Raw genomic sequence first — 22,061 nt, 5'->3', positions numbered from 1 at the left:
CGGTTCGGCGTGCAGGGGCCACTGGTCCCGATGTGGGGCCGATCGACCCCCCGCACGGCTCGGCGCGGGGGGCCGGGTGACGGGCCCACCACGCCGTCGGTACTCAGCGCAGCCAGCTGTGGTCACGGACGAAGGGCAGCCTGGCCCAGAGCCGGCCCGCGCCCAGGGCGTCGCCGGCGGCGACAGCGGCCAGGACGATCAGGGCGACGGCGTAGACCAGGTGGTAGTCGACGAACGGATTCGTCGACATGCTCGCGGAGCCGTCCGAGAGGTGCTTGGCCGGCGGCCACTCGGCGATCCACATCAGCGCCATCATCGCGGTGCCCGCGACGGCGGCGAGCCGCAGTGCGACGCCCGAGACCAGGGCCAGGCCGATCCCGAGCAGACCGAGCATGAACAGCCAGTTCGCCCACGGATCACCGGCCCAGGAGTGGAAGGTGGACTCCATCGGTCCGACGGCTACGGAACCGAGGAAGCCCTTCGTCGGCGAGCCGCCGTCGATCCAGCCCTTGCCCGACGGGGTCGCGTAGCCGAACCCGAACGTCTTGTCGAGGAACGCCCACAGGAAGACGAACCCGGTGAACATACGCAGTGCGGCGAAGGCGTAGGCCCGCGCGGTGTGCGTGCCGGTGGCAGCCGACACGTCCGACTCGGATGCGGAGGCGGCCCGGTTCCTGCGGTACGACGGCAGGTGGAAGCCGGAGCTCCGGTGAGAGTGCTCGTGCACGGCCATGGTCTTGGTTCCCTTCGAGGGCGGTCGGGGCGGTGCCTGACACGACTCACTCTGGTCGCGCGCGCCGGTCGGCGCCGAATGCCGAAGGTCCGCGACTGCGGGGCCGAACGGCCCTGTTCGCAGGGCCCGTTGGGCCGGGTGGGGCACGACCGGCACACGGACTCTCGCGGGCGTTCCGGAGCCGGTGGATCATGGAGGCATACGCCGGAAGGCGGCACACGTGCCAGGGCTCGGCCGGACACGCCCCTGGCCGGCGTCGGTCGATGCCAGGTCTGGCGACGCTCCTCGGCTACCGGCGGGCGCGGCGCGGCTCCGGGGCTACCTGCTCGCCGGAACGACCGTGGCCGAGCGCCTCGTTCCGCAGTTCATTACCTACGCCGGCATGGCCGGGATGCCGCCGGTCACCGGGCCGTGGGCAACCCTGCCGGCCCTCGCACTGCCCGAGGCCAGTGTCGCGGTCGACATCACGGCCCTCGACGCGGTCGACGAACCGCCGCCGCGAACCGACCGGCCGACCCTTGCGGCAGAGGCCGCTCTCACCGCAGCACCCGAAAGCTCCTCTTCGGTGCCGCATGGCGCGGCATTGGGCCAGATGGCCCATGGCCTGCCCCCAGGGCCCGGTACAAGGTGGCCGTGAACGGACGTACACCCCCTTGCGGAGGCACACCATGAACGCTTCCCTCACTCCCAGCCCCAACATGCTGCGCGCGCTGTCCGCCGAACACCGCCAGCGGCTCATGCGCGTCGCCCGGGAGGTGTCCATCCCCGAGGGAACACGCCTGTTCGACGAGGGGGGACGCGCCGACCGCTTCTGGATCGTCCGCAGCGGCAGGATCGAGCTCGACATGCACGTGCCGGGCCGTCGGGCGGCTGTCATCGAGAGCCTCGGGCACAACGAACTGGTCGGCTGGTCCTGGCTCTTCACCCCGCACGTCTGGCACCTGGGCGCCCAGGCGACCACTCCGGTGCGGGCCTACGAGTTCGACGCCGCGGCCGTCCGGTCCATGTGCCAGGACGACGCGGCCCTGGGCAACGACGTCGCCCAGTGGGTCGGTGAGGTACTCGCCCACCGTCTCCGCACGGCCAGGACCCGCCTCCTCGACCTGTACGCCCCGTACGGCGCCGGAAGCACCATCTGACCCGAACGCATGACAGAGGAGTGACCATGCACGGCACCCCGCACACCGTCAGCGATGTCATGACCCGCACGGTCGCCGCAGTCGGTCGCGGAGCGGCCTTCAAGGAGATCGTGCGGCTGATGCAGGACTGGAAGGTCAGCGCCCTGCCCGTCGTCAAGGGCGAGGGCCGGGTCGTCGGTGTCGTCTCCGAGGCGGATCTCCTGCCCAAGGAGGAGTTCCGCGACAGCGACCCCGACAGGTACACCCAGCTGCGCCGCCTGTCCGACCTGGAGAAGGCCGGCGCGGTCACCGCGGAGGAACTCATGACCTCCCCCGCCCTCACCGTCCGCCCGGACGCCACGCTCGCGCAGGCCGCCCGCACGATGGCCCGGGCGAAGGTCAAGCGGCTGCCCGTGGTCGACGCGGTGGGCATGCTCGAAGGCGTCGTCAGCCGTGCCGATCTGCTCAAGGTCTTCCTGCGTACGGACGAGGAGATCGCCGAGGAGGTACGGCGCGAGGTCGCGGCCTGCCTGTTCCCCATGCCGGACTCGAACGTACGTGTAGATGTGCGGGACGGGGTCGTCCGGCTCGTCGGCCAGGTCCGGGACACCTCGCTGGTGCCGGTGGCGGCACGGCTGGTCCGCGCGGTCGAGGGGGTCGTGGACGTGGAGTTCGTCCTCACCCGACACGGGGAACCGGAGGAGGTGCCCGCAGACGACACCGGGAACATCGACTCTGCGTGAACCTGCCGGGACCAGGTGGCCGGGGCCGGTCCCGGCAGTCACCGTGGCTCCGCAGCCCTCGCGGACAAGGCGCACACCAGGCGCAGATCAGGCTGCCCGCGCGGTCGATTGTCCCGCGTGTTGGGCCTGTCAGGGCAGTTTCCTCCGCGCGAGTGGGGCCGGTCGGCCCTAGTGCGTTCGGTCCACGAGCGTGATGATCGGCATCATGGGGCAGCCCGCAGTCTGTCCTCCGCCGGGTAACCAGGGGTCACCATGCCAGAGCCACGCGCTTTCACCGAGCAGAACCCGATCCGGGTGTTCCTACTGGACGACCACGAGGTAGTCCGCCGTGGCCTGGCCGACCTGCTCGACTCCGAACCCGACATCTCGGTCATCGGTAATGCCGGCACCGTCGACCAGGCGCTCGCCCGAGGCCCCGCGCTGCGCCCCGACGTCGCCGTCCTCGACGTACGGCTGCCGGACGGCGACGGCATCTCGGTCTGCCGGGAGCTGCGCAGCCAGATGCCGGAACTGGCCTGCCTGATGCTGACCTCGTTCGATGACGAGGAGGCCCTGCTCGACGCGATCATGGCCGGCGCCTCCGGCTACGTCCTCAAGCAGATCAAGGGCTCCGACCTCGTCTCGGCGGTCCGCACGGTGGCCTCGGGCCAGTCGATGCTGGACCCCGAGACCACCGCCCGCCTGATGCGCTCGCTGCGGGCCGAACCGGCTCAGACCCCTGCCGTGCCGTCCGAGCTGGAGAGTCTGTCACCGCGTGAGAGGGACATCCTGGCTCTGATCGGCGACGGTCTGACCAACCGGGAGATCGGCACCAAGCTCTACCTGTCGGAGAAGACCGTCAAGAACCACATCTCCCGTCTGCTGGCCAAGCTGGGCGTGCAGCGCCGGGTCCAGGCCGCCGTCCTCGCCTCACACCTGGGGCAGCCCGAGGCGGGCCACCACCGGCCGAAATGAGGAAGAGTGGACCCATCGGGACCGTACGACGGGCCGGACGGCCCCTGTCTCCGCGCTCCCCCGGCGGTGAGGCTGAGGCGACCGCCAACACCGGCGGCGCCCTTGAGCAGAGTGAGGGGATGAGCCCCCGATGCCTTCCGCCGTCCTCGATGTCCCGACCCTGGAGACGCTGATCTCCGCCGCCGTGACAGCCCCCTCGATCCACAACACTCAACCCTGGCGCTTCAGGCTCGACACGGACACGGTCACACTGCAGATCCGTGCCGTATCGGACCGCGGACTGCGGCACACCGACCCGGTCGGCCGCGCCCTCCATCTCTCGGTCGGCTGCGCCGTCCTCAATCTGCGGGTGGCGATCACGCAGTTCGGCTGGGAGCCGGTGACCCGGCTGCTGCCGCAGCCCGACCAGCCCGACCTGCTCGCCGCCATCCGGCTCGGCGGCCTCGTCAGAGGCTCCTTCCCCGGTCTCTACGACGCTCTGTGGCGCCGGCACAGCAGCCGCTTCCCGTTCTCCGAGCGTCCCCTGCCAGCCGCGGTGCTGGCCGAACTCACCGAAGCGGCTCACTCCGAAGGCGCCGCCCTGACCCACCTCTCCCGTGCCGAGACCGACCGCGTTCTCCGGCTCACCGGCGACGCGGAGCGCCGAAACGTCATCGATCACGACCGGGCGGCCGAGAGCAGCCGCTGGGTGCGTGCGAAGGACGGCACCGGTCTCGGTATCCCGCCCGAAGCACTCGGCCCGCGGGACTTCCGGGAGATCGTCCCCGTGCGGGACTTCAGCGCCCGCCGAACTCCCGACCGGCTGCCCGCCCGCCCCTTCGAGAAACGGCCCGCCATCGCCGTCCTCTCCACCCTGCACGACGGGAGGAGGGACTGGCTGCGGGCGGGACAGGCCCTTCAGCGCGTCCTCCTGGTCGCCACCGCTCACGGTATCCGGGCGTCGCTCCTGCACCAGGCGCTGGAATGGCCCGACATGCGCCGACAGCTCGTCTCCTCGACGGCCACCGGTCCTGCCCACGCCCACATGGTGATCCGCCTCGGGTACGGCCCGGAAGGATCCCCGTCCCCGCGCCGCCGCACAACCGCGTTGCCCCACCCTCAGCCACCCATCAGCTGCTGAGGGCGTCCGGCGTTGGTCACGTCCCACTGACGGGTGCCGGGAAGAAGCCCTCACAACGGACCGCCTCCGCGTACTGGGTGCGGCTCCTCGCGAAACGGGTCAGTCCCGGAGAGCACCGATAAGCCGCAGCCACGACCGGACCTCGGCGTCAGAGCACAGACAGGGGCGGCGGCGGAGAACTGGGCCGGTTCCTGCGCGCCAGATCTCCGACTTCCTCGCCAAGAAGGACCTGACCCGATGACCTCCACGACCCGCAACAACGGCGTGACGACCCAGAAGGTCAGCTTCCCGCACGGCACACACCAGGTCGTGGGAAACCTCTTCCTCCCTCGGGCTCCGACGAGAACAAGAAGTACGCGGTGCAGTCGGCCCATGTTCCCCCTTGCGCGATTGGTGGCGAGCATCCATTATCAGGAATCCTGTTATTTTAACTTTGTAGTGATTGGATGAGCCGTGCCATTCAGGCCCAGAATCCAGGCCAGAGGGGTCCAGCTGTTGCTCGGCCCGATGATGAGCCGCGTACACAAGGATCTACGCTTCACCGACATCCCGAAGCGCACGGAATCCCTCCGGGTGGAGACCGGCGCCGGACCGGTGACCTGCACCGTCTACCGCCCGTCGGCCGCCGCCTCGGCCCCTGCCCCCGTGTACGTCAACTTCCACGGCGGCGGGTTCGTGATCGGCCGCCCCGAGCAGGACGACCACATCTGCCGCTACATAGCCGCCACTGCCGGATGCGTGGTGATCAACGTGGACTACGCAGTCGCCCCGCAGCGGCCGTACCCCGCACCCGTCACCCAGGCATACGACGTCACCGCCTGGGTGGCCGAGAACGGCCCCGCCAACAACTGGGACGGCTCGCGACTCGCCGTCGGCGGACACAGCGCCGGGGCCAACCTGACCGCCGCGGTCTGCCGCACGGCCCGGGATCGCGGCGCCTTCGCGCCCCGCCTCCAGATCATCGACTCCGCGCCGCTCGACCAGCTCGCCGACCCGGCCACCAAGCAGTCACCCATCGCCAAGCCCCTGCTCACGCCTCAGCTCATGCGGGTCTTCACCGCCGCCTACGTCCCGGACCCCGCCGACCTCACCCATCCGCTGGTGTCACCCGGACTGGCCGATGACCTCACCGGACTGCCGCCCGCCCTGGTCATCACCGCCGAGCACGACCGCCTGCGCGACGAGGGCGATGCCTACGCCAAGGCCCTGGAGGCTGCCGGCGTTCCGGTCACCCACCGTTGCTTCGAGGGCGTCGACCACTACTTCACCCACGCCGGCCCGGTACCGGCCGGCAAGGAAGCCATCGATCTGATGGCCACCACGCTGCGCACCGCACTCAGCGCCTGACGCCGACGGGCCGCGTTGCCGAAAGCCGGCCGATACGAACCGTGGCGCCACGCCCATGCGTTCGGGTTGCGGTCTGCCGATCACCAGGCTGCGGCCATTGCCGGGACCAGACACCGTCCTCGGGTGTGCGGCGAGCCGTGACCGAGCATGGACTGACGCGCCGGACACGATCACCACGGACAGCATGCGCCCAGAGGCGAGACCGGGCCCCTGCACACCCTGGCCGCCATCCCCGCCCGCACGGCACCTGAACCTCCGACCGCACCGGGCGATGCTCCGGTGCAGGCCCGGCACGCGCATGATCTCGCCGATCCGGGTGCCGGCCTTCGCATGGACAGCGAAGCAGGCGATCCGGTTGGGGTCGGTGACCGAGCGCCGCACCGGCACGGGATGAACGCTGCCGCAGCCGGGGCCGCCTGCGCCCCCGGAGTCACGAACCACCACCTGCCTGATGTGACATCAGCCCAGTTCACCGATACCCACACCTCGGTGACAACCGGCAGCAATCGATTTCGCTACAAGTTCCGAAATTATTTGTGACGGGTCCGCCACGCCGCCGAAATGTGCACTTCATAGCGTCACCATCAGCCGCATAGGCGCCATCGCACCCATCGCACCCATTAGGCCTGTCAGGCCAAAAAAGGTGCTTTCTCATCAAAAACATCACTGTCCTCAGCAATGCCATGAGACAGGAGTCCCCAAGTGTCGAACCCCTCCCGACGCGGCGTCCTCAGACTGACCGCCGGCACCGCACTTCTCGGCACCCTCGCCCTGACCGGCTGTGGGCGCGGCGACGAGACCACCACCGCGAAAGCAGCGGCCAAGCCCATCGGCACCGCCCCGGCCACCGGCACTGTCAATGTCTGGGCGACCCAGGACGATGCCAGCGTGCTCGACAAGGTCATCAAGCCGTTCAAGGCCGCGAACCCGGACGTCACCGTGAAGTTCACGCTGATACCGAACCACGAGTACTACACCAAGCTCCAGGCGGCGATCGCGGCCGGCACGGGCCCTGATGTGGCCCAGTTCTTCCCCGAGTCCCAGGCGCAGTTCCTCGACCCGTCGATCCTGCAGCCCGTGCCGGACGGACTCGTCGACTCCGGCGCCTTCTTCAAGAGCCTGTGGGACGCCGGTGTGGTCAAGGACGTCGCCTACACGGTGCCCTGGTACGCCTACACCTACGCGCTCGTCTACCGCGCCGACCTCGCCAGGAAAGCCGGCGTGAAAGCGCCGACCACGTGGGACGAGACCGTGCCGTTCCTCAAGGCGCTCCAGGGCGCCGGCGCCACGCGCGGCCTCGGGGCCGACATCGGCTGGGACATCTTCAACGGCCAGGACGTCGCGATGTACGCCTGGCAGGCCGGCGGCTCACTGGTCTCCTCGGACGGCAAATGGACGCTCGACACGCCTGCGATGGTCGACGCCCTCAAGTACAACGCGTCGTTCTTCACCTCCGGCACGGCCGACACCGCCGGGCCCACCTTCCTCGACGCACAGCCGTACTTCGTGTCCGGCAAAACCGCCACGATGATCACCGGCCCGTGGGTCGTCGGTCAGCTCGACACCGCCGCGAAGAAGACCGGCTGGACGGCCGCCAATGTCGCCACCGCACCCTTGCCGGCCGGCGCCTCGAGTGATGTCTCCTTCTCCGGAGGAGGAAGCTGGGGCGTCCTCGCGACCAGCGGCAACGCGGACGCGTCGTGGAAGCTCGTCCGGTACGTGTCGGAGCCGAGCACGCAGGTCGCGCAGTACAAGGCGTACAGCTCGCTGCCGGCGGTCGTGTCGGCCTGGGACGACCCGTCCATCAAGGGCCAGCCGCTGCTGGACGCGTTCTTCACACAGTTGAAGAAGACGCGGGCGTTCCCGCAGGTGAGCTCGTGGCAGCAGGTCTCGACGCGGCTGGGCAAGGAGATGGAGGCCGTGGCCAAGGGCACACAGACCGCGGAGAAGGCCGCCGCGAGCATCCAGGCGTACGCCGAGAGCGTCGGCACCGGTACGAAGTGAGCCGCACATGACCACCACCGTTGTCGCCCGGGCCCCGCGCGCAGGACTGCGCAGCCGTCCGGGGAGGGCTCCTGCGGGCCGTCGCTCCCGTGGGGTGCGCCGAACAGCCGTCGCCTGGCTTTTCCTCACCCCGTTCGTCGTCGTGTTCCTGCTCTACACGGCGATACCCACGATCGCCGCGCTCGGGTTCAGCCTCACCGACCTGCACGGCGCGGATCTGCGGCATCCGTTCGCGGTCGACTTCACCGGCCTTGACAACTATCTCCAGCTGTTCCAGGACCCGACTTTCCTACGGGACATCCTGAACACAGCCGTCTTCGTCGCGGTCGGCGTACCGGTCACGATGGGGATCGGCTTCGCGTTGGCCGTCGCCCTGAACTCCGGCATCCGGCGCCTGCGCGGTGTGTTCCGTACCGTCTTCTTCGCGCCGGTCGTCACCAACGTCGTGGCGGTCGCGCTGATCTGGCAGTACGCCTTCAACTCCGACGGCACCGTCAACAAGGTGCTCGGCGCTGTCGGCCTCGCCGGGCCGAACTGGCTGGACGACCCGAACCTGGCGATGCCCGTCGTCATCCTGCTCGGCGTCTGGCGCAACTTCGGCACCGCGATGGTGCTGTTCCTGGCCGGCCTGCAGGCGATACCGCAGGACGTGTACGAGGCCGCCGCCCTGGACGGGGCAGGCCGCTGGCGCCAGTTGAGGCACATCACCCTGCCCCTGCTGCTGCCCACCACCCTCATGGTCTCGGTCCTGCTGACCGTCTTCTACCTCCAGGTGTTCGACGAGCCGTACCTGCTCACCAACGGCGGCCCCCTGGGGTCGACCGAGTCGGTGGCGCTGTACACCTACCACCAGTTCGGCTCGGGCGAGTTCGGGGTGTCCTCGGCGGCGTCCTTCGTGACGCTGGTGCTCGTGGCCCTGGTGAGCATCGTCCAGTTCCGATTGCTGAGGCCCCGCGCATGACCGCTGTCACCGCGTTGGAGAACACCGACCTGTCCGCCCGCACCGCCGGCGCCCGCAGTGCCGTACATCCCCGGTCCGTGGCCCGCCCCCTGCTCTACGGTGCGCTGGTGCTGTGCGCGCTGCTCACGCTGCTCCCCTTCCTGTGGGTGATCAGCGGCTCACTGCGCAGCCTCGACGAGATCCGCTCCGACCCCGGCGCCTGGCTCCCGCAGCACGTGACCCTCGACAACTTCGTACGGCTGTTCAGGACCGAAGGCTTCGGCCGGTTCATGGTCAACAGTGTCGTGGTCGCCGCCATCGTGGTGATCGGCAACATCGTGGCGGCATCGGCTGCCGGTTACGCCCTGGCGAAGCTGGACTTCGCGGGCAAGCGGCTCGCGTTCGGCGCGGTCATGGCGGCGATGATGGTGCCGTTCACAGCGGTGTTCGTCCCGCAGTTCGTGATCACCGTCGACATGGGCCTGGCGGACACCCTCGCCGGTATCGCGCTGCCGAGCGTGGCGATGCCCATGTCGGTCTTCATCATGCGGCAGTACGCGTCGTCGATCCCCGACGAGTTGTTGGAGGCTGCCCGGATCGACGGCGCGGGCGAGTTCCGGATCTTCTTCCGGATCTTCCTCCCGCTGGCCGGTCCCGCGGTCGCGACGATCACGATCATGTCGTTCCTGGCCTCGTGGAACTTCTTCATCTGGCCGCTCATCGTCGCCCAGAGCACGGACACCTACACACTTCCGGTGGGCCTCGCGGCCACCAGCCAGGCGGCGGCGCACGTGACCGACTACGGTCTGATGCTCGCCGGCGCGATCGTCGTGATGCTGCCCGTGCTCGTACTCTTCCTGTTCCTGCAGCGGTACTTCGTGCAGGGCATCTCCGGAACGGGAATGCGGTGACCCCGATGGACGACCGGATGGACCCGCTCCACCCGCTCGGTGTACGGGCAGAGTCCGAGGTGGCGAAGGCATGGTGATGTCCACGACCAACGGGATGAACCAGAGCGCCGTCCGCCGCGTCAACACGTCGGTCATTCTGCGCATGCTGGCGGTGTCGGCGGGGCCGATGACCTTGACCGCGCTCGCCGAACAGGCCGGTCTCTCCCGCCGTACCAACGAGCTGATTCTGGATTCGCTCATCGAGGCGGGCTGGGTTACCGAGCTTGACCGCGTGCCGACCAGCGGATGTGCCGGGCGCCCCGCGCGGCGGTACGAACTGCGGGCGGAACATGCCCTGTTGGCGGCCGTCCATCTCAACACTTCGGACGCGTCCGCGGTCGTCTCGGACGTACGCGGCCGGATCCTCAGCCGGGCGCGGCGGCCCCTGCGCGCCTACCAGGATCCGCAGGCCACGCTCGACGACGCGGCAGCCCTGGTGCGGGAGGCCCTCGACGACGCGGGCGGCTCCGTGGACCGACTGAGAGCCGGTGCGGTCGCGGCTGGTGGCGCGATCGACGACGAGGGCGTCGTACGGCGGCTGGTGCACACCACACGCTGGGAAGGAGTGCATCTGCCCGACGAGTTCGGGCGGCGCCTCCGGATGCCCTGGTTCGCCGACAACGACACCAACCTCGGTGCGCTGGCGGAGCGTTGGCGGGGCGTGGCCGGCGACCACGACAACGTCGTCTGGGCGATCCTCGGTAACCGGACCGGTCTCGGCATCCTCATCCGGGGCGCCGTGCACCGGGGTCTGGAAGGCGCCGCAGGTGAGATCGTCGAGGCCGGCTCGATACCGGTCGGCTCGGTCGCAGACCATCCGGTCGCCTGGCTCACCTCACCCGAGGTGGATCAACGCCGTGTCGCGCTGGGCCGTTTCGACGCTGCCCGGGCGGGAGACGCGGGAGCACTCGCGGAGGTGGACGAGTTCGTCGAGAACATCACCTCGATCCTCGTCACCCTGTCATGGACGGTCGCGCCCTCGCTCATCGTGCTCGGCGGCGGCCTGGAGGAGGCGGCCGATGTGCTGCTGCCCCGGGTGCGCGAGGCGATGCGCGCCGCCCGCACCCCCGCGATCGAGCTGCGTGCCACCGGCCTGGGCCGCGACGCCCCGCTGATCGGCGCCGTGAAACTGGCACTCGACCGCATGGACACCGAGTTGTTCGGACCACTCGCTCCGCGTGCGTGAGCGCGTCCTTCCCCCCGCCCCGTGAACACCCGCGGCACCAGACATGGAGTCTCCTTGTGACCGACACCCCCCGCACCGGCGTCCTCATCGTGGGCAGCGGCATCATGGGATCCCTTGTGGCCCGGCTGCTGCGGGACAGCGATCCGGCGCTGGACATCACCATGATCGATGGCGGCCAGGCCATCGGCAGGGCCCCGGGCCTGCATCTGCACGACGTGGACGACCCCGTTCTCTGGTCGCGCTACAACGAAAAGGCAGGCACTGGCATCCAGGGCATGTACACGGGCGCCGAGGTGGTGCGCGAGGTCGCGGACAGCCTCACCGGCCTGACGCCCGGCATGTTCCACGCGCTGGCCTTCGGCGAGGACGCCGAGACGATGCCGGCGACGGCGCTCGCGTGGAACGCGGGTGGCATGGGCGTGCACTGGACCGCCGCGACCCCGTGGCCCGCCGGACCCGAGGTGTTCGACTTCGGCGACCCGGCCCGTTGGTCGGCGGATCTCGACACAGCGCACCGGCTGCTGGCGGTCACGCCCTCCCCCATCGGCCCGACCGAGGCCGGCCACCTGGTGCTCGACGTACTACGCCGCCGCTTCGAGGGTGTCGGACCGAACGACAGACGACCACAGCCGATGCCCATGGCAGTCACCCCGACTGGATCGGGCCCCATGCCACGCACGGCTCCGGGGACGATCTTCACGGCGATCGCGGCGGGCGGAGACCCTGCCTTCACCCTGGTGACCGGGACACTCGCGACGGCCCTTCTCGTCTCGCACGGCCGAGTCGCGGGCGCCCGACTGCGGCGCATCGCCGACGGCACGGAACGCGAACTCCGCGCGGACGCGGTGGTGGTGTGCGCCGACGCGCTGCGTACCCCGCAACTGCTGTTCGCCTCGGGCATCCGCCCGGACGCACTGGGCCGGTACCTCAACGAGCACGCCTTCGTCACCGCCCGGGTGCTGCTCGACCTCGAACGGTTCGGCATCGGCCTCGACGCACTGCCGCTCCCCCGCGTCGGCGAGTTCTGCACGGACTCGCTGTGGCTGCCCCAGAACGGAGCGGCCCAGCCCTTCCACGGCCAGATCATGAACCGGACGTACCTGGACGAGGACGGCCACCCCCTCGCACACTCCGTTGGCCTCACGCTGTACACCCCCATCGAGTCCCGCCCCGAGAACCGGCTCGTGTTCTCGGAGTCGGAGACCGACCTCGCCGGGCTGCCGCGCATCGGCGTCGAGTTCGACTACTCCGACACCGATCGCGCCCTCATCGACCGGGCTCTCGCCGAAGTCCGTTCGCTGGCCGAGGAGTTCGGCCCGTTCGACCCGGCGACCGAACTCGCGCTGCTCCCGCCCGGTTCGTCCCTGCACTTGACCGGCACCGTCCGGTCGGGCACGGCCGACGACGGGACCAGCGTGTGCGACCCGGACGGCCGGGTGTGGGGCTTCGACAACCTGTACCTCGCCGGCAACGGCGTGATCCCCACCGCGATGGCCGCCAACGTCACCCTCACCGGCGCGGTGACCGCCGTACGGACGGCCCGTGCCGTCGCCGCCCGCACCGCGGCGCTCGCCACCCACTGACAGGAAGCTGAACGATGATCGACATCGCGAAGGAATACCGCGTGGCACTGCCCGCGTGGATCGACGACGAGTTGGCCGACGTACCCGCCGTCGTCCCGGACCGCGACGACCGGATGCGCCTCGTGCACCGTCTCGCGGACCGCAACTGGCGTGAGGGCAACGGCGGCCCGTTCGCGGCACTCGTCGCCGAACAGGACACCGGCCGGATCGTCTCGGTCGGCGTGAACGTCGTCCTCGCCTCCGGTGTCTCCAGCGCACACGCCGAGGTCGTCGCGCTCGGCCTCGCCCAGACAGCGACCGGCGGCTGGGACCTGGGCGGCGAGGGGATGCCGACGCACGAGCTGGTCGTCAACTGGCGTCCGTGCATTCAGTGTTACGGCGCGACCATGTGGTCAGGGGTGCGCGGCCTCGTGGTCGCGGGCGAAGGACCGGAACTGGAGGAGATCACCACGTTCGACGAGGGCCCGCTCGGCGCGGACTGGGCCGAGCAGTTCGAGGCACGCGGCATCAAGGTCGTACAGGACGTGCTCCGTGACGAGGCGCTGGCCGTGTTCCGCAACTATCGCAAGGCCGTCGACGAGGCCGACGGGATCGTCGTCTACAACGCCCGCAGAGGTGCCGAATGACAACCGTGACAGCGCGTTTCGCCACCGACGTGGTCACCTTCTACCATCCGGGCTTCTGGGACCTCACCTCCGCCGACGCCGTACGCGACTGGGCGTCGGCCAACCCCGAGAGCTTCTGGCACCGGGTGATGGACGCGCTGGCCGAGGCCGGTGTCACGGGCATCGAGCTGACGTTCGCGCCCGGCGACATCGAGTCCGCCCTGCGGGCCTTCGGCAGCGCGCCCGCATTCCGGCGCGAGCTGACAGCGCGGGGCCTGTCCGTCGTCAGCGCGTTCATCGCGGACAGCGACGCCCCCGGCTGGCGGGACGGCGGCAACCTCACCGCGATCGTCGCCGACGCCGAGCGACGCGCGGCCTTCCTCGCCGACGTGGGGGCGGAACTCCTCGTCGCCGGACTGCCCATGCGTACGACGTACGGGACCCGGCCGCCCTTCTTCGTCGACGCCGCGTACATGACCCGCATGGCCGACATCGCCCACACCGTCGGTGAGGCCGTCGCACAGCACGGCGTGAAACTGGCCTTCCACACGGAGTCCAACAGCACGCTCTGGTACGAGCGGGACATCGACCTGTTCATGGCCCTGACCGACCCGCGCTACGTCTGGCTGTGTCCCGACTCCTGCCACATCGCACTCGGCGGCGGCGACCCCGTCGCCGTGGCACACCGCCACTCGCAACGTATCGCCCTGGCGCACTGGAAGGACGCGGTCGGGCCGATCGACGTGGAACTCACCATCGACGACACGGTATTCGCCCAGCAGCAGCCCTATATGACCGAACTGGGCACGGGCATCGTGGACTGGCGGGCCTGGGCCGACGCGATGTCCCGCACGCCCGGCTCCGGCACGGTACTCATCGAACTGGACGAGGCGGCCGATCCGGTCGCCGCGCTCAGGGCGGGTACAGCTGTGGCAAGGAAAGCCCTCTCGTGATCGACTTCTCCGCCTGCATCGAGATGATGTTCCTCGAAGGCGACCGGCCGATCGACGACCGAGTGCGCGCCGCGGCCGACTCCGGGTTCCACGCGGTGGAAATCTGGGACTGGTGGGACAAGGACCTGCCCCGGCTCGCACGAGCACTGGATACCACAGGCACGCGTCTGATCACGCTGTGCGTCGAGTCGTGGAAGGACAAGTGCGACCTGGGTGACCCGTCGTCGCACGCCGAGTTCCTCGCCCGGCTGCGAGCAGCCGCCGATGCCGCTCGGGAGGTAGACGCTCCTCAACTCGTCGTGCTCGCCGGCGACGTTGTGCCGGGAATCGAGCCGACCACGCAGCTTCACAACGCGGTCGCGGTACTCGCGCGGGCAGGAGAAGAAGTCAGCGGGGACGGCCTCGAACTCCTCGTCGAGGTGGTCAATCGAGAACACGAGGGGCCCAACGCCTTGATCTCCGGTTCACGGTCGGCGCTTTCTCTCCTACGTGCGATCGACCTTCCGAACGTCCGTTTCCTCTACGACCGGTACCACGCGATCCTCAACGGCGAGCCCCTCGGAGCCGAGATCGAGGACGCCATTCCTCTGATCGGGCACGTTCAGGCGGCCGACGTCCCCGGCCGCCACGAGTTCGGCACCGGGACCATCGACTGGGCCACGGAACTCACCTGGCTCCAAAACGCGGGCTACGGCGGCTACGTAGGCATCGAAGCGACACCACTGGGCGACAGCAGGCACATCTACGCAACCGCCCGAGCTCTCCTCTGATGCTCCAGCGGCGTTTCGCTGTTCCTGCTGCTCAGGGGCCTGATTTTGAGTTCAGTCAGCTGATGGCGGATCGGGAGCGGGATTGGCGGATGCGTGCCGGATCGCACCGGTCCGTCGGAGGTAGTGACAGTGACAGTGGCAGTGGCAGGCGACGGCCTGATGCTGGCGTCGCCGTCTCGACCAGTTCAGCATGTGAACGGGTCGGCGGCGTCAGGGAGTTGACGTTTCCGGGCAGGCTTCCAGGAGCCTCCGGACTTCTGTCACCTTGAAGGACCCGACAACGGCTGTGCCGTTTCCTCAGCCCCCCTCGATCGACGCGACGGGCGACAGTCACGAGTCCGGCGTGCGACTCCGCCACCTCCCTCGCCTGGACTCGACGAGGAGTCAGCACCGGCCGCAACGCCCGGACCCGGATCGAGGTCGGGCGCCAACCGCTACTGGGGCGTCGTCGTGTCCGGCTCGCGCTGCACGAGCTTCTCGAAGAAGAACTCGTGCTTGAGGAACGACGTCTCGTGTTCCGCCCCCGGGTAGGGCGGGACCAGCTGGGCGGCCTGGATGAGACGCCAGCCGTCCTCCAGCGCAGCGACGCCCGTCTCGTACGGCGGCTCATCGCTGTCCCCGGTCGTGGGCCGGGTTGCGCCGGTACCGTCGTAGCGGGCCCATCCGATGACCGGGGAGTCAAGGGCCGAGGTGCCGAGGTACAGGACGAGGACCTGCTGCCGCACGGTGTTCGAACTGGTCACGCGCTTCTCCTCTGCGCAGGTCGGTTGGTGATGCGGGTGGCCCAGTACTCGATGTCGAAGTCGGGGTCGGCGGACAGGATGCGCCAGAGCCTGATCCGGTTGTGGATCTCCAGCCTGCCGGTGGCCGGTTCGTACCAGGGGAAGGTGTGCCCCAACTCCTCACGCACCGCTGGATCGTGCAGGTCCCCCGTGTCCCAGAGCCGCACCTGAGGCACGGTCGGATTGAAACGGATCTTGTACATGTGGCGAACGATGTCGCTCTCGTTGCGCCGGCCTCCGTGCCAGATGCCATGGTGCAGCAGGATGACCGTGCCGGCCGGGCAGGTCAGCCGGGTCTGGCCGCGCAGGTTCTGGTAGCGGCCTGTATCGGACTCGTTGGTCCGGCGCAGATGACTGCCCGGGACGATGAGCGTGCCGCCCATGTCCGCGGTGACCGCCTGCGGGTAGTACATGAGCTGGACGTCGAAGGCATCGCTCCGCAGATCGATGAGGGCGTCGGCGTGCAGTGGCTGAGCGCTGCCCTCGCGCGGTTGACGTGTGTGCACGAAGTGATGGTCGACGGTCGGATCCACGCCCACCAGGCTCTCCAACGCGCCTGCCACGGAGGGCAGTTCGACGAGTCGCCTCGCGAAGGATCCCTCGGAGAACGCCTTCGGCACAGGGGTGCCGTACGGCACGGAGGGCAGCCCCGCCGCGAAGACGCCGAGCGCCTCCTCGTTGAGTTCCCTGGGCACGATGCCGTCGAGGCGCAGGAAACCGTGGGCCACGAACCGCGCCACCTGGACAGTACTCAGCAGTCGTCGTGTGGTTGGCATACGCCAACCGTAGGAAGAGACGGTACGGAAGTCGTGGGCTGTAATCAGCAAGCGCTGGTGATTTTCCACCATGCCCCACTCCTGGAGTTGGCTCGCGACCTGCCTCCGCCTGCACACAACGCGGGACGGGCGTACACGGGTACGCCGGCCCTCACAACGGGTTCCGGCTGCCGCGGCCTAGGCAGCTCCATCTGTAAGAGGTACGCAGAGGTGCACTTCCATCTCGGAGACGACAGAGCGGCGCGCTTTCTGGACCCGGGCGGCCTATGGCAGCAGTGGCTCCAGAACGCGTCCCATATGCGGGCGACCGCGGACCCCGCCACCTACCTGAGCCTGATTCGCCGGCTCTGCGCCTTCGTCGACGAATGTGTGGGAACGATTTGAGCGGTCGCGGAGCCGATCGAACCAGGCTCCCAGCATGTCTGGTCCGACGCTGGTGATCGAGTTGCACGGACGAGCAGCCCGAGGAGGGCCCGGTGGGATTCAGTTCCAGGTAGTCGGTGCTGCCTGTGGCTCAGCCCGGGCCGTGCGGTGTCCGGACCGACAGAGCGCCGGCCGGCTATGTCGGCTCACGCCAAAGGTTCCCCCGGTCCTCCGCCTCAGCGGCCGGCAGGCTTGCCAGTGACCACGGGAATGAAGTGAGCGCCGCCTACGTGCGCTTGTGCAGTTCGATGGCCAGGGGTGTGGCTGTGAACATCGAGGAGTACGTGCCCACCACCAGGCCGATGAGAAGGGCGAGGGCGAAGTCGGTCAGGGTCTCGCCGCCCAGGACGGCCAGTGCGGTGAGGATGAAAGCGGCTCCCATGCCGGTGTTGACGGTGCGGGGCAGGGTCTGCAGGAGGGCCTGGTTCGCGGTACGGGCGAACGGCTCCTTGCGGTCAGGTCGGCCCATCTCCCTGATCCGGTCGAAGAGGACGACGGAGTCGTTGACGGAGTAGCCGATGACGGTCAGCAGCGCGGCCAGGAAGACGCCGTCGACGGGCTTGCCGAGCCAGGCGAAGACCCCGATGAGGATCACGACGTCGTGGGCGAGAGCGGCGACCGCGGACGTTCCCAGAAGCCAGCGAAAGCGTGCCGTGAGATAGACGAACTGAGCGCCGAGCGCGACGACGAGTGCGATGAGGGCGCCTTGACGCAGTTCCTTGCCGAGGCTGGGTCCGATGGCTTCGTCACGGATCTTGTCGGTCTGTCGGGCCAGGTCGGTGATGGTGTCGGTGATGGCCGCCGCCTGGGTGTTGCTCAGGTGGTGGGTGCGGACGGTGAGTTGGTGCTCACCGGAGGTCTGGACGACTGCACGGGGAAATCCGGCGTCGGCGAGCGCGGTGCGGGCCCGGTCGGGGTCGACGGGGGTGGATGTGGTGTATTCGATGAGGCGGCCACCGGTGAACTCGACGCCGAAGTCGAGGCCTCGCGCGGCGATCCCGGAGGCGGCCAGGACGAGCGCGGCGGCGGAGACTGCCAGCCACCGGCGCGGGTGGCGCATCAGGTTCGGGTTCGTACGGGTGAGGCGGTCGCGGACGGTGCCGGTGTGGGCGATGCCGGTGAGGTGGGGGCGGCGGCGCAGGCGGGGGCGGGCGACGGCGTATTCGGCCAGGGCCCGGGTGATGACCAGGGCGCTGAGCATGGAGGCGAGGACGCCGATGCCCAGCGTGACACCGAACCCACGCACGGGCCCGGAGGCGAGGAAGAACAGCAGACCGGCCGCGATCAGTGTGGTGATGTTGGAGTCGGCGATCGCGCTGAAGGCCCTGCGGAATCCGGCGGCCAGGGACGCCCGTGGCGTGGGGCGGTGACGGGAGGCGTACTCCTCACGAGCACGTTCGAAGACGAGCACGTTGGCGTCGACCGCCATACCGATGGCCAGCACGAATCCGGCGAGGCCGGGCAGGGTGAGGGTGGCTCCGAGGGCGGCGAGAGCGGCGTAGGAGACGAGGCCGTAGCAGGCCAGGGCCATGGTCGCCAGGGCGCCCATGATCCGGTAGACGGCGATGATGAACAACGAGGTCAACGCGGTGCCGATGACGGCGGCCCAGGCACTGGCCGTGATGGCCTCGGCGCCCAGGGTCGGGCCGACGGTGCGCTGCTCGATGGTCTCGACCGGCACCGGCAGCGCGCCACCCTTGATGAGCAGCGCCAGCTCCTTGGCGTCGCTGTCGTCGAAGGAGCCGGTGATCTGGGTGGAGCCGCCGCTGATGCCGGACCGGCAGGCGACGGACGGGGCGACCTGCGGCGAAGAGATGACCTTGTTGTCCAGGACGATGGCGACCCGGCGGGCCGGATCGCCGGGCGCGTGGCAGGCGGCCTCGCCGGTCAGGCGGTCCCACTCCTTTTCGCCCGATCCCCTGAAGTCGATGGTGACGTGCCATCCGGCGCCGCCCTGCTGGTCGAAGCGGGCGGCTGCCTTCTCGACGTCCCGGCCGGTGAGTGAGGCCACCTGAAGTCGCAGAAGTTGGCCGGACTCGTCGGCCAGCACCTGCTGTCGGGGCCGTTCGGGCAGCGGTTCGGGCAGGTCGTCGGCATCGGTTGCCACTCCGACCACCTGGTGGAAGGTGAGCTGGGCGGTGCGGCCGAGCACGTCGGCCGCCTTCCGGGGATCTTGCAGTCCGGGCAGTTCGACGACGATCCGGTCGCTGCCGGAGCGGGCGATGGTGGGTTCGGCGACTCCGAGCGCGTCGACACGGCCGCGCAGCACCTCCACAGTGCGGTCCGTGGCCTCGTCGTCGCCGTCGGCAGCGGTACTGGGGCGGGTTTCCAGCACGATCTGGGTGCCGCCCCGCAGATCGAGTCCGAGGTGGACGGGCACGGTGAGCGCGACATACAGGGACAGGGCGACTGCGGCGAGGGCGATCAGTCCTCTGATGTGCGGGGATCGGTTCACAGCGGGCCTCCGGCAGGCACACCGCGGCCAGGACAGTGGCGGCGGTCAGAAAGGGAGTGGGAAAGGTTCAGATGCCGGAGAGTGAAGGTGGTGCCCGTACGCCGTGCCGGATTGCCGGTTGCTCCGATGCGGGTGGGTCTACCGCCGAGAGCGGAGCCCGCGCGGGCTGGAGCGGACCGGTCGCTGTGCCATGTGACGCACCCGGGGCCGATACCGGCGGAGCGTGGCGCTCACCGGTGGCATCCCGATGGCCGCGGACGGCGGCGGTGGAGTCGTCCGGGTCCGCGTTGTCCGCGTACGGCTCACCCTGCGTCGGCACGGCCTCGGCGGCGGCCACCGCGCCGCCCGGTACCCGTGGGTGCTCACTGCCGAGGACAGACGGGCCGAGCAGGGCGACGAGAACGGCGACCAGGACGGCCCACACCAGGCCCGGTCCCGGGTCACGGGTGCCCGGGACGGTGTGCGTGAAGCGGACCACCCCCGTTCCCCTTTCCTATGGCCGGCAGTCGGCAGTCGGCAGTCGGCAGTCGGCAGTCGGCAGTCTCAGGCTTCGATGAGGCCGGCGCGGATCGCGTAGCGGGTGAGTTCCAGCCGGTCACGCATGCCGAGCTTGTGCAGCATGTTCTCCCGATGCCGGTGGACGGTCTTGATGCTGATGAAGAGCATCTCGGCGATCTCCTTGGAGGAGTGGCCCTCGGCCACGAGTTTGAGGACCTCCTCCTCACGCGCGGTCAGTACCTGCTCGGGCAGCTCCTCGCCGTGGCGGACCCGGTCGAGATAGTTGCGGATGAGCGCGGTGACCGCGCCCGGATACAGGAAGGGCTCGTCACGCATGGCCGCCCGGCAGGCCTCCACCAGGTCACGGTCCGCCACGGACTTCAGCACGTATCCGCTGGCGCCGGCCTTCAGCGCCTGGAAGAAGTACTGCTCGTTGTCGTGCATCGTCAGCATCAGCACCCGCGCTCCGGGCTTCAGCGCGAGGAGTTCTCTGGTGGCCTGCAGGCCGGTCATCCGGGGCATGGCGATGTCCATCACCACGAGGTCGACCTCATGGGTGCGGGCCATCTCGATGGCCTCCGCGCCGTCCCCGGCCTCGGCGACGACCTCCAGGTCCGGCTCCCGGTCGAGGATCAGCCGCACTCCGCGACGTACCAGCGCGTGGTCGTCGGCGAGGAGGATGCGGATCACGGATGTGTGCGGCGTGGTCATGGCTGCTTCCTGAGGAGGGGCACGGTCAGCCGGACCGTCGTACCGGCCCGGGGCTGGGAGGTGACATCCAGCGTGGATCCGATCAGCAGGGCCCGTTCGCGCATTCCGCGGATTCCCGCCCCCTCGCGCGCGACCCCGGTTCCGCGACCGTCGTCGACGACGGCCAGCACCACTGCCTCGCCGGTGTGGCGCAGGCTCACCTCGACCTGGCCGGCCTCGGCGTGACGGGCCGCGTTGGTCAGGGCTTCCTGGGCGACGCGGTACAGCACCAGTTCCGTCTGCTGGTCCAGCACGGGCAGTCCGGTGTCGAAGCGACGCACCACGCGCAGTCCGGCGTGGGTGGCGAACCCGGTGGTCAGCGAGGTCAGGGCGCTGATCAGACCGAGGTCCTCCAGCACGTCAGGCCGCAGTCGGCGTACCAGTCGCCGTACCTCGTCCAGGCTGCCCCGGGTGATCTCCTGTGCTTGCCGCAGTTCACCGCGCAGGGGCTCGTGTGCGTCGGCAGCGGCCCGCTCCAGCGCCAGCAGGATCGCGGTCATGCTCTGGCCCACCTCGTCGTGCAGTTCCTGGGCGATACGGCGCCGCTCCGCTTCCTGTGCGAGCAGGACACGGGCACTGCTGGACGCCCGTTCGTGCTCGAGGCGTTCGAGCATGGCGTTGAAGGTGCGGATCAGTTCGGCGGTCTCGCCGCGTCCCCCTTCGGGCAGCCGTTGCCCGGGGCGCAGCAGATCGACGGTGGCCATCAGCCGGGTGAGCCGGTCGAGCGGGGCCAGGCCGATCCGCAGCAGGGCCGCGTTGGCGACCAGCATGACGGCCAGGCCTGCTACGAGGATGACCGCCTCGGTCAGTACCACCGGTACGGAGACGGTCACCGGAGCCCACAGCAGGAGCGCGGTGGCGCTTCCCAGCACTACCGCGTTGAGCGCGAAGATCCGCCAGAACAGTGACAACGGGATGACGCCTTTCTGCGTGTGACACGGCTTTGTCTCTACTGTCGGTCACCGCGCACCCCGAGCGTGAGCTGCGGCCACTGGTCCTGACCGGCCTGCTGTCCAGGCTGCCCGCTGCCGGCTCCCACGTCGATGGGCTCCAATGCCCATTTCCCGGGCCTGGCCCGCCCACGCCGCGATGGGTACCGGCCATGCAGGAGATGGGTATCGCGCCCGATGGGTTTTACGGGGCATTGCGGCCACGGTGGAGGCATGAACCGCCGCCCGTGAGCACCCCGGCCCTCTCCCCCGACGACGTCCTGCCCGGTGCGCCCCGCCTGCGCCTCATTGAAAGAAGGAACATCCCAATGCTGAAGTCAAGCTGCTGCCGTGACGGGAAGTGACCCGTGGTAGCACTGTCCGTCACGCAGCATTGCCCAGAGGACGTTCACCCGTCGGCGGGCGAGGGCGATCAGGGCCT

At 69.5% G+C, this 22,061-nt stretch carries 21 protein-coding genes and 1 pseudogene; 15 read left to right on the top strand and 7 right to left on the bottom strand.

Translation table 11 applies throughout. The features are described from left to right. Positions 1 to 103: 103 nt before the first annotated feature. Positions 104 to 733: a DoxX family membrane protein gene (locus G3I71_RS35745; protein WP_164321421.1), complete on the bottom strand. Its 630-nt coding sequence runs from the start codon at positions 731 to 733 to the stop codon at positions 104 to 106. Between the two features lie 263 nt (positions 734 to 996). Between G3I71_RS35745 and G3I71_RS51585 the strand changes: the two are divergent. The 14 genes and pseudogenes from G3I71_RS51585 to G3I71_RS35675 form a co-directional block, all read left to right on the top strand. After that, positions 997 to 1,172, top strand: a pseudogene (locus tag G3I71_RS51585) (sodium-independent anion transporter); the annotation flags it as partial. 229 nt (positions 1,173 to 1,401) lie between these two features. Continuing rightward, the gene (locus tag G3I71_RS35735) at positions 1,402 to 1,872 is read left to right on the top strand and encodes a Crp/Fnr family transcriptional regulator (protein ID WP_164321419.1); all 471 of its coding nucleotides are present in this window, start codon (positions 1,402 to 1,404) and stop codon (positions 1,870 to 1,872) included. Positions 1,873 to 1,898: 26 nt separating this feature from the next. Further along, on the top strand, positions 1,899 to 2,594 hold the full coding sequence (locus tag G3I71_RS35730) for a CBS domain-containing protein (RefSeq protein ID WP_164321417.1): 696 nt from the start codon (positions 1,899 to 1,901) through the stop codon (positions 2,592 to 2,594). A gap of 252 nt (positions 2,595 to 2,846) precedes the next feature. Beyond that, a complete protein-coding gene (locus G3I71_RS35725) occupies positions 2,847 to 3,548 on the top strand; it encodes a response regulator transcription factor (protein ID WP_164321414.1) in 702 nt (233 codons plus the stop codon). 130 nt (positions 3,549 to 3,678) lie between these two features. After that, positions 3,679 to 4,668, top strand: a complete 990-nt coding sequence (locus tag G3I71_RS35720) for a nitroreductase family protein (RefSeq protein WP_164321412.1) — start codon at positions 3,679 to 3,681, stop codon at positions 4,666 to 4,668. Positions 4,669 to 5,178: 510 nt separating this feature from the next. Continuing rightward, positions 5,179 to 6,015: an alpha/beta hydrolase gene (locus G3I71_RS35715; protein WP_164321504.1), complete on the top strand. Its 837-nt coding sequence runs from the start codon at positions 5,179 to 5,181 to the stop codon at positions 6,013 to 6,015. A 702-nt stretch (positions 6,016 to 6,717) separates the two neighbouring features. Beyond that, positions 6,718 to 8,019 (top strand): extracellular solute-binding protein, encoded by a 1,302-nt coding sequence (locus G3I71_RS35710; RefSeq protein WP_164321410.1) that lies wholly within the window; start codon positions 6,718 to 6,720, stop codon positions 8,017 to 8,019. A 7-nt stretch (positions 8,020 to 8,026) separates the two neighbouring features. Beyond that, a complete protein-coding gene (locus tag G3I71_RS35705) occupies positions 8,027 to 8,980 on the top strand; it encodes a carbohydrate ABC transporter permease (protein ID WP_164321408.1) in 954 nt (317 codons plus the stop codon). Next, a complete protein-coding gene (locus G3I71_RS35700; protein ID WP_164321406.1) occupies positions 8,977 to 9,870 on the top strand; it encodes a carbohydrate ABC transporter permease in 894 nt (297 codons plus the stop codon). Before G3I71_RS35705 ends, G3I71_RS35700 begins: the two co-directional genes overlap by 4 nt. Before the next feature lie 70 nt (positions 9,871 to 9,940). Continuing rightward, positions 9,941 to 11,095, top strand: a complete 1,155-nt coding sequence (locus tag G3I71_RS35695; protein WP_239149535.1) for an ROK family transcriptional regulator — start codon at positions 9,941 to 9,943, stop codon at positions 11,093 to 11,095. A 56-nt stretch (positions 11,096 to 11,151) separates the two neighbouring features. Then, the gene (locus tag G3I71_RS35690) at positions 11,152 to 12,678 is read left to right on the top strand and encodes a GMC oxidoreductase (RefSeq protein ID WP_164321404.1); all 1,527 of its coding nucleotides are present in this window, start codon (positions 11,152 to 11,154) and stop codon (positions 12,676 to 12,678) included. Between the two features lie 14 nt (positions 12,679 to 12,692). Beyond that, positions 12,693 to 13,304, top strand: a complete 612-nt coding sequence (locus G3I71_RS35685) for a nucleoside deaminase (protein WP_164321402.1) — start codon at positions 12,693 to 12,695, stop codon at positions 13,302 to 13,304. Between the two features lie 5 nt (positions 13,305 to 13,309). Beyond that, positions 13,310 to 14,236, top strand: coding sequence for a sugar phosphate isomerase/epimerase (locus G3I71_RS35680; protein ID WP_164321499.1), 927 nt, complete (start codon positions 13,310 to 13,312; stop codon positions 14,234 to 14,236). Beyond that, entirely contained in the window at positions 14,233 to 15,006 is a 774-nt protein-coding gene (locus tag G3I71_RS35675; RefSeq protein WP_164321400.1) for a TIM barrel protein, read from the top strand. The genes G3I71_RS35680 and G3I71_RS35675 overlap by 4 nt, the downstream gene beginning before the upstream one ends. A 434-nt stretch (positions 15,007 to 15,440) precedes the next feature. Here the strand turns inward: G3I71_RS35675 and G3I71_RS35670 are convergent, their stop codons facing one another. Together G3I71_RS35670 and G3I71_RS35665 are read right to left on the bottom strand one after the other, a co-directional pair. Further along, complete coding sequence (locus tag G3I71_RS35670; protein ID WP_164321399.1) at positions 15,441 to 15,749, bottom strand: hypothetical protein; 309 nt, start codon at positions 15,747 to 15,749, stop codon at positions 15,441 to 15,443. Next, entirely contained in the window at positions 15,746 to 16,564 is an 819-nt protein-coding gene (locus G3I71_RS35665) for a phytanoyl-CoA dioxygenase family protein (protein ID WP_203732256.1), read from the bottom strand. The genes G3I71_RS35670 and G3I71_RS35665 overlap by 4 nt, the downstream gene beginning before the upstream one ends. Between G3I71_RS35665 and G3I71_RS51580 the strand changes: the two genes are divergently transcribed. Further along, positions 16,508 to 16,948 carry a DUF6000 family protein gene (locus G3I71_RS51580; RefSeq protein ID WP_343243163.1) on the top strand — a complete coding sequence of 147 codons (441 nt, stop codon included), beginning with the start codon at positions 16,508 to 16,510 and terminating at the stop codon, positions 16,946 to 16,948. The two genes, G3I71_RS35665 and G3I71_RS51580, sit on opposite strands and share 57 nt — an antisense overlap. A 265-nt stretch (positions 16,949 to 17,213) precedes the next feature. On the opposite strand, the gene secD is transcribed toward G3I71_RS51580, so the two are convergent. The 4 genes from secD to G3I71_RS35645 all read right to left on the bottom strand — a co-directional run bounded on the left by secD (position 17,214) and on the right by G3I71_RS35645 (position 21,601). Then, positions 17,214 to 19,442 (bottom strand): protein translocase subunit SecD, encoded by a 2,229-nt coding sequence (gene secD / locus G3I71_RS35660; RefSeq protein WP_164321395.1) that lies wholly within the window; start codon positions 19,440 to 19,442, stop codon positions 17,214 to 17,216. A gap of 67 nt (positions 19,443 to 19,509) precedes the next feature. Further along, the gene (locus G3I71_RS35655) at positions 19,510 to 19,920 is read right to left on the bottom strand and encodes a hypothetical protein (RefSeq protein ID WP_164321393.1); all 411 of its coding nucleotides are present in this window, start codon (positions 19,918 to 19,920) and stop codon (positions 19,510 to 19,512) included. Positions 19,921 to 19,985: 65 nt separating this feature from the next. After that, the gene (locus G3I71_RS35650; protein ID WP_164321392.1) at positions 19,986 to 20,651 is read right to left on the bottom strand and encodes a response regulator transcription factor; all 666 of its coding nucleotides are present in this window, start codon (positions 20,649 to 20,651) and stop codon (positions 19,986 to 19,988) included. Next, positions 20,648 to 21,601, bottom strand: a complete 954-nt coding sequence (locus G3I71_RS35645; RefSeq protein ID WP_164321391.1) for a sensor histidine kinase — start codon at positions 21,599 to 21,601, stop codon at positions 20,648 to 20,650. The genes G3I71_RS35650 and G3I71_RS35645 overlap by 4 nt, the downstream gene beginning before the upstream one ends. Between the last annotated feature and the right edge of the window lie 460 nt (positions 21,602 to 22,061).

This window comes from Streptomyces sp. SID12501 (genome assembly GCF_010550245.1).
GTDB lineage: Bacteria > Actinomycetota > Actinomycetes > Streptomycetales > Streptomycetaceae > Streptomyces.
This window is presented reverse-complemented; position numbering and strand designations above follow the sequence as displayed.

Bases quoted from the DNA above. Each gene is read 5' to 3' on its own strand.
- G3I71_RS35745 (WP_164321421.1), bottom strand. From the start codon at position 733: ATGGCCGTGCACGAGCACTCTCACCGGAGCTCCGGCTTCCACCTGCCG.
- G3I71_RS35735 (WP_164321419.1), top strand. From the start codon at position 1,402: ATGAACGCTTCCCTCACTCCCAGCCCCAACATGCTGCGCGCGCTGTCC.
- G3I71_RS35730 (WP_164321417.1), top strand. From the start codon at position 1,899: ATGCACGGCACCCCGCACACCGTCAGCGATGTCATGACCCGCACGGTC.
- G3I71_RS35725 (WP_164321414.1), top strand. From the start codon at position 2,847: ATGCCAGAGCCACGCGCTTTCACCGAGCAGAACCCGATCCGGGTGTTC.
- G3I71_RS35720 (WP_164321412.1), top strand. From the start codon at position 3,679: ATGCCTTCCGCCGTCCTCGATGTCCCGACCCTGGAGACGCTGATCTCC.
- G3I71_RS35715 (WP_164321504.1), top strand. From the start codon at position 5,179: ATGAGCCGCGTACACAAGGATCTACGCTTCACCGACATCCCGAAGCGC.
- G3I71_RS35705 (WP_164321408.1), top strand. From the start codon at position 8,027: ATGACCACCACCGTTGTCGCCCGGGCCCCGCGCGCAGGACTGCGCAGC.
- G3I71_RS35700 (WP_164321406.1), top strand. From the start codon at position 8,977: ATGACCGCTGTCACCGCGTTGGAGAACACCGACCTGTCCGCCCGCACC.
- G3I71_RS35695 (WP_239149535.1), top strand. From the start codon at position 9,941: ATGGTGATGTCCACGACCAACGGGATGAACCAGAGCGCCGTCCGCCGC.
- G3I71_RS35685 (WP_164321402.1), top strand. From the start codon at position 12,693: ATGATCGACATCGCGAAGGAATACCGCGTGGCACTGCCCGCGTGGATC.
- G3I71_RS35665 (WP_203732256.1), bottom strand. From the start codon at position 16,564: ATGCCAACCACACGACGACTGCTGAGTACTGTCCAGGTGGCGCGGTTC.
- G3I71_RS35650 (WP_164321392.1), bottom strand. From the start codon at position 20,651: ATGACCACGCCGCACACATCCGTGATCCGCATCCTCCTCGCCGACGAC.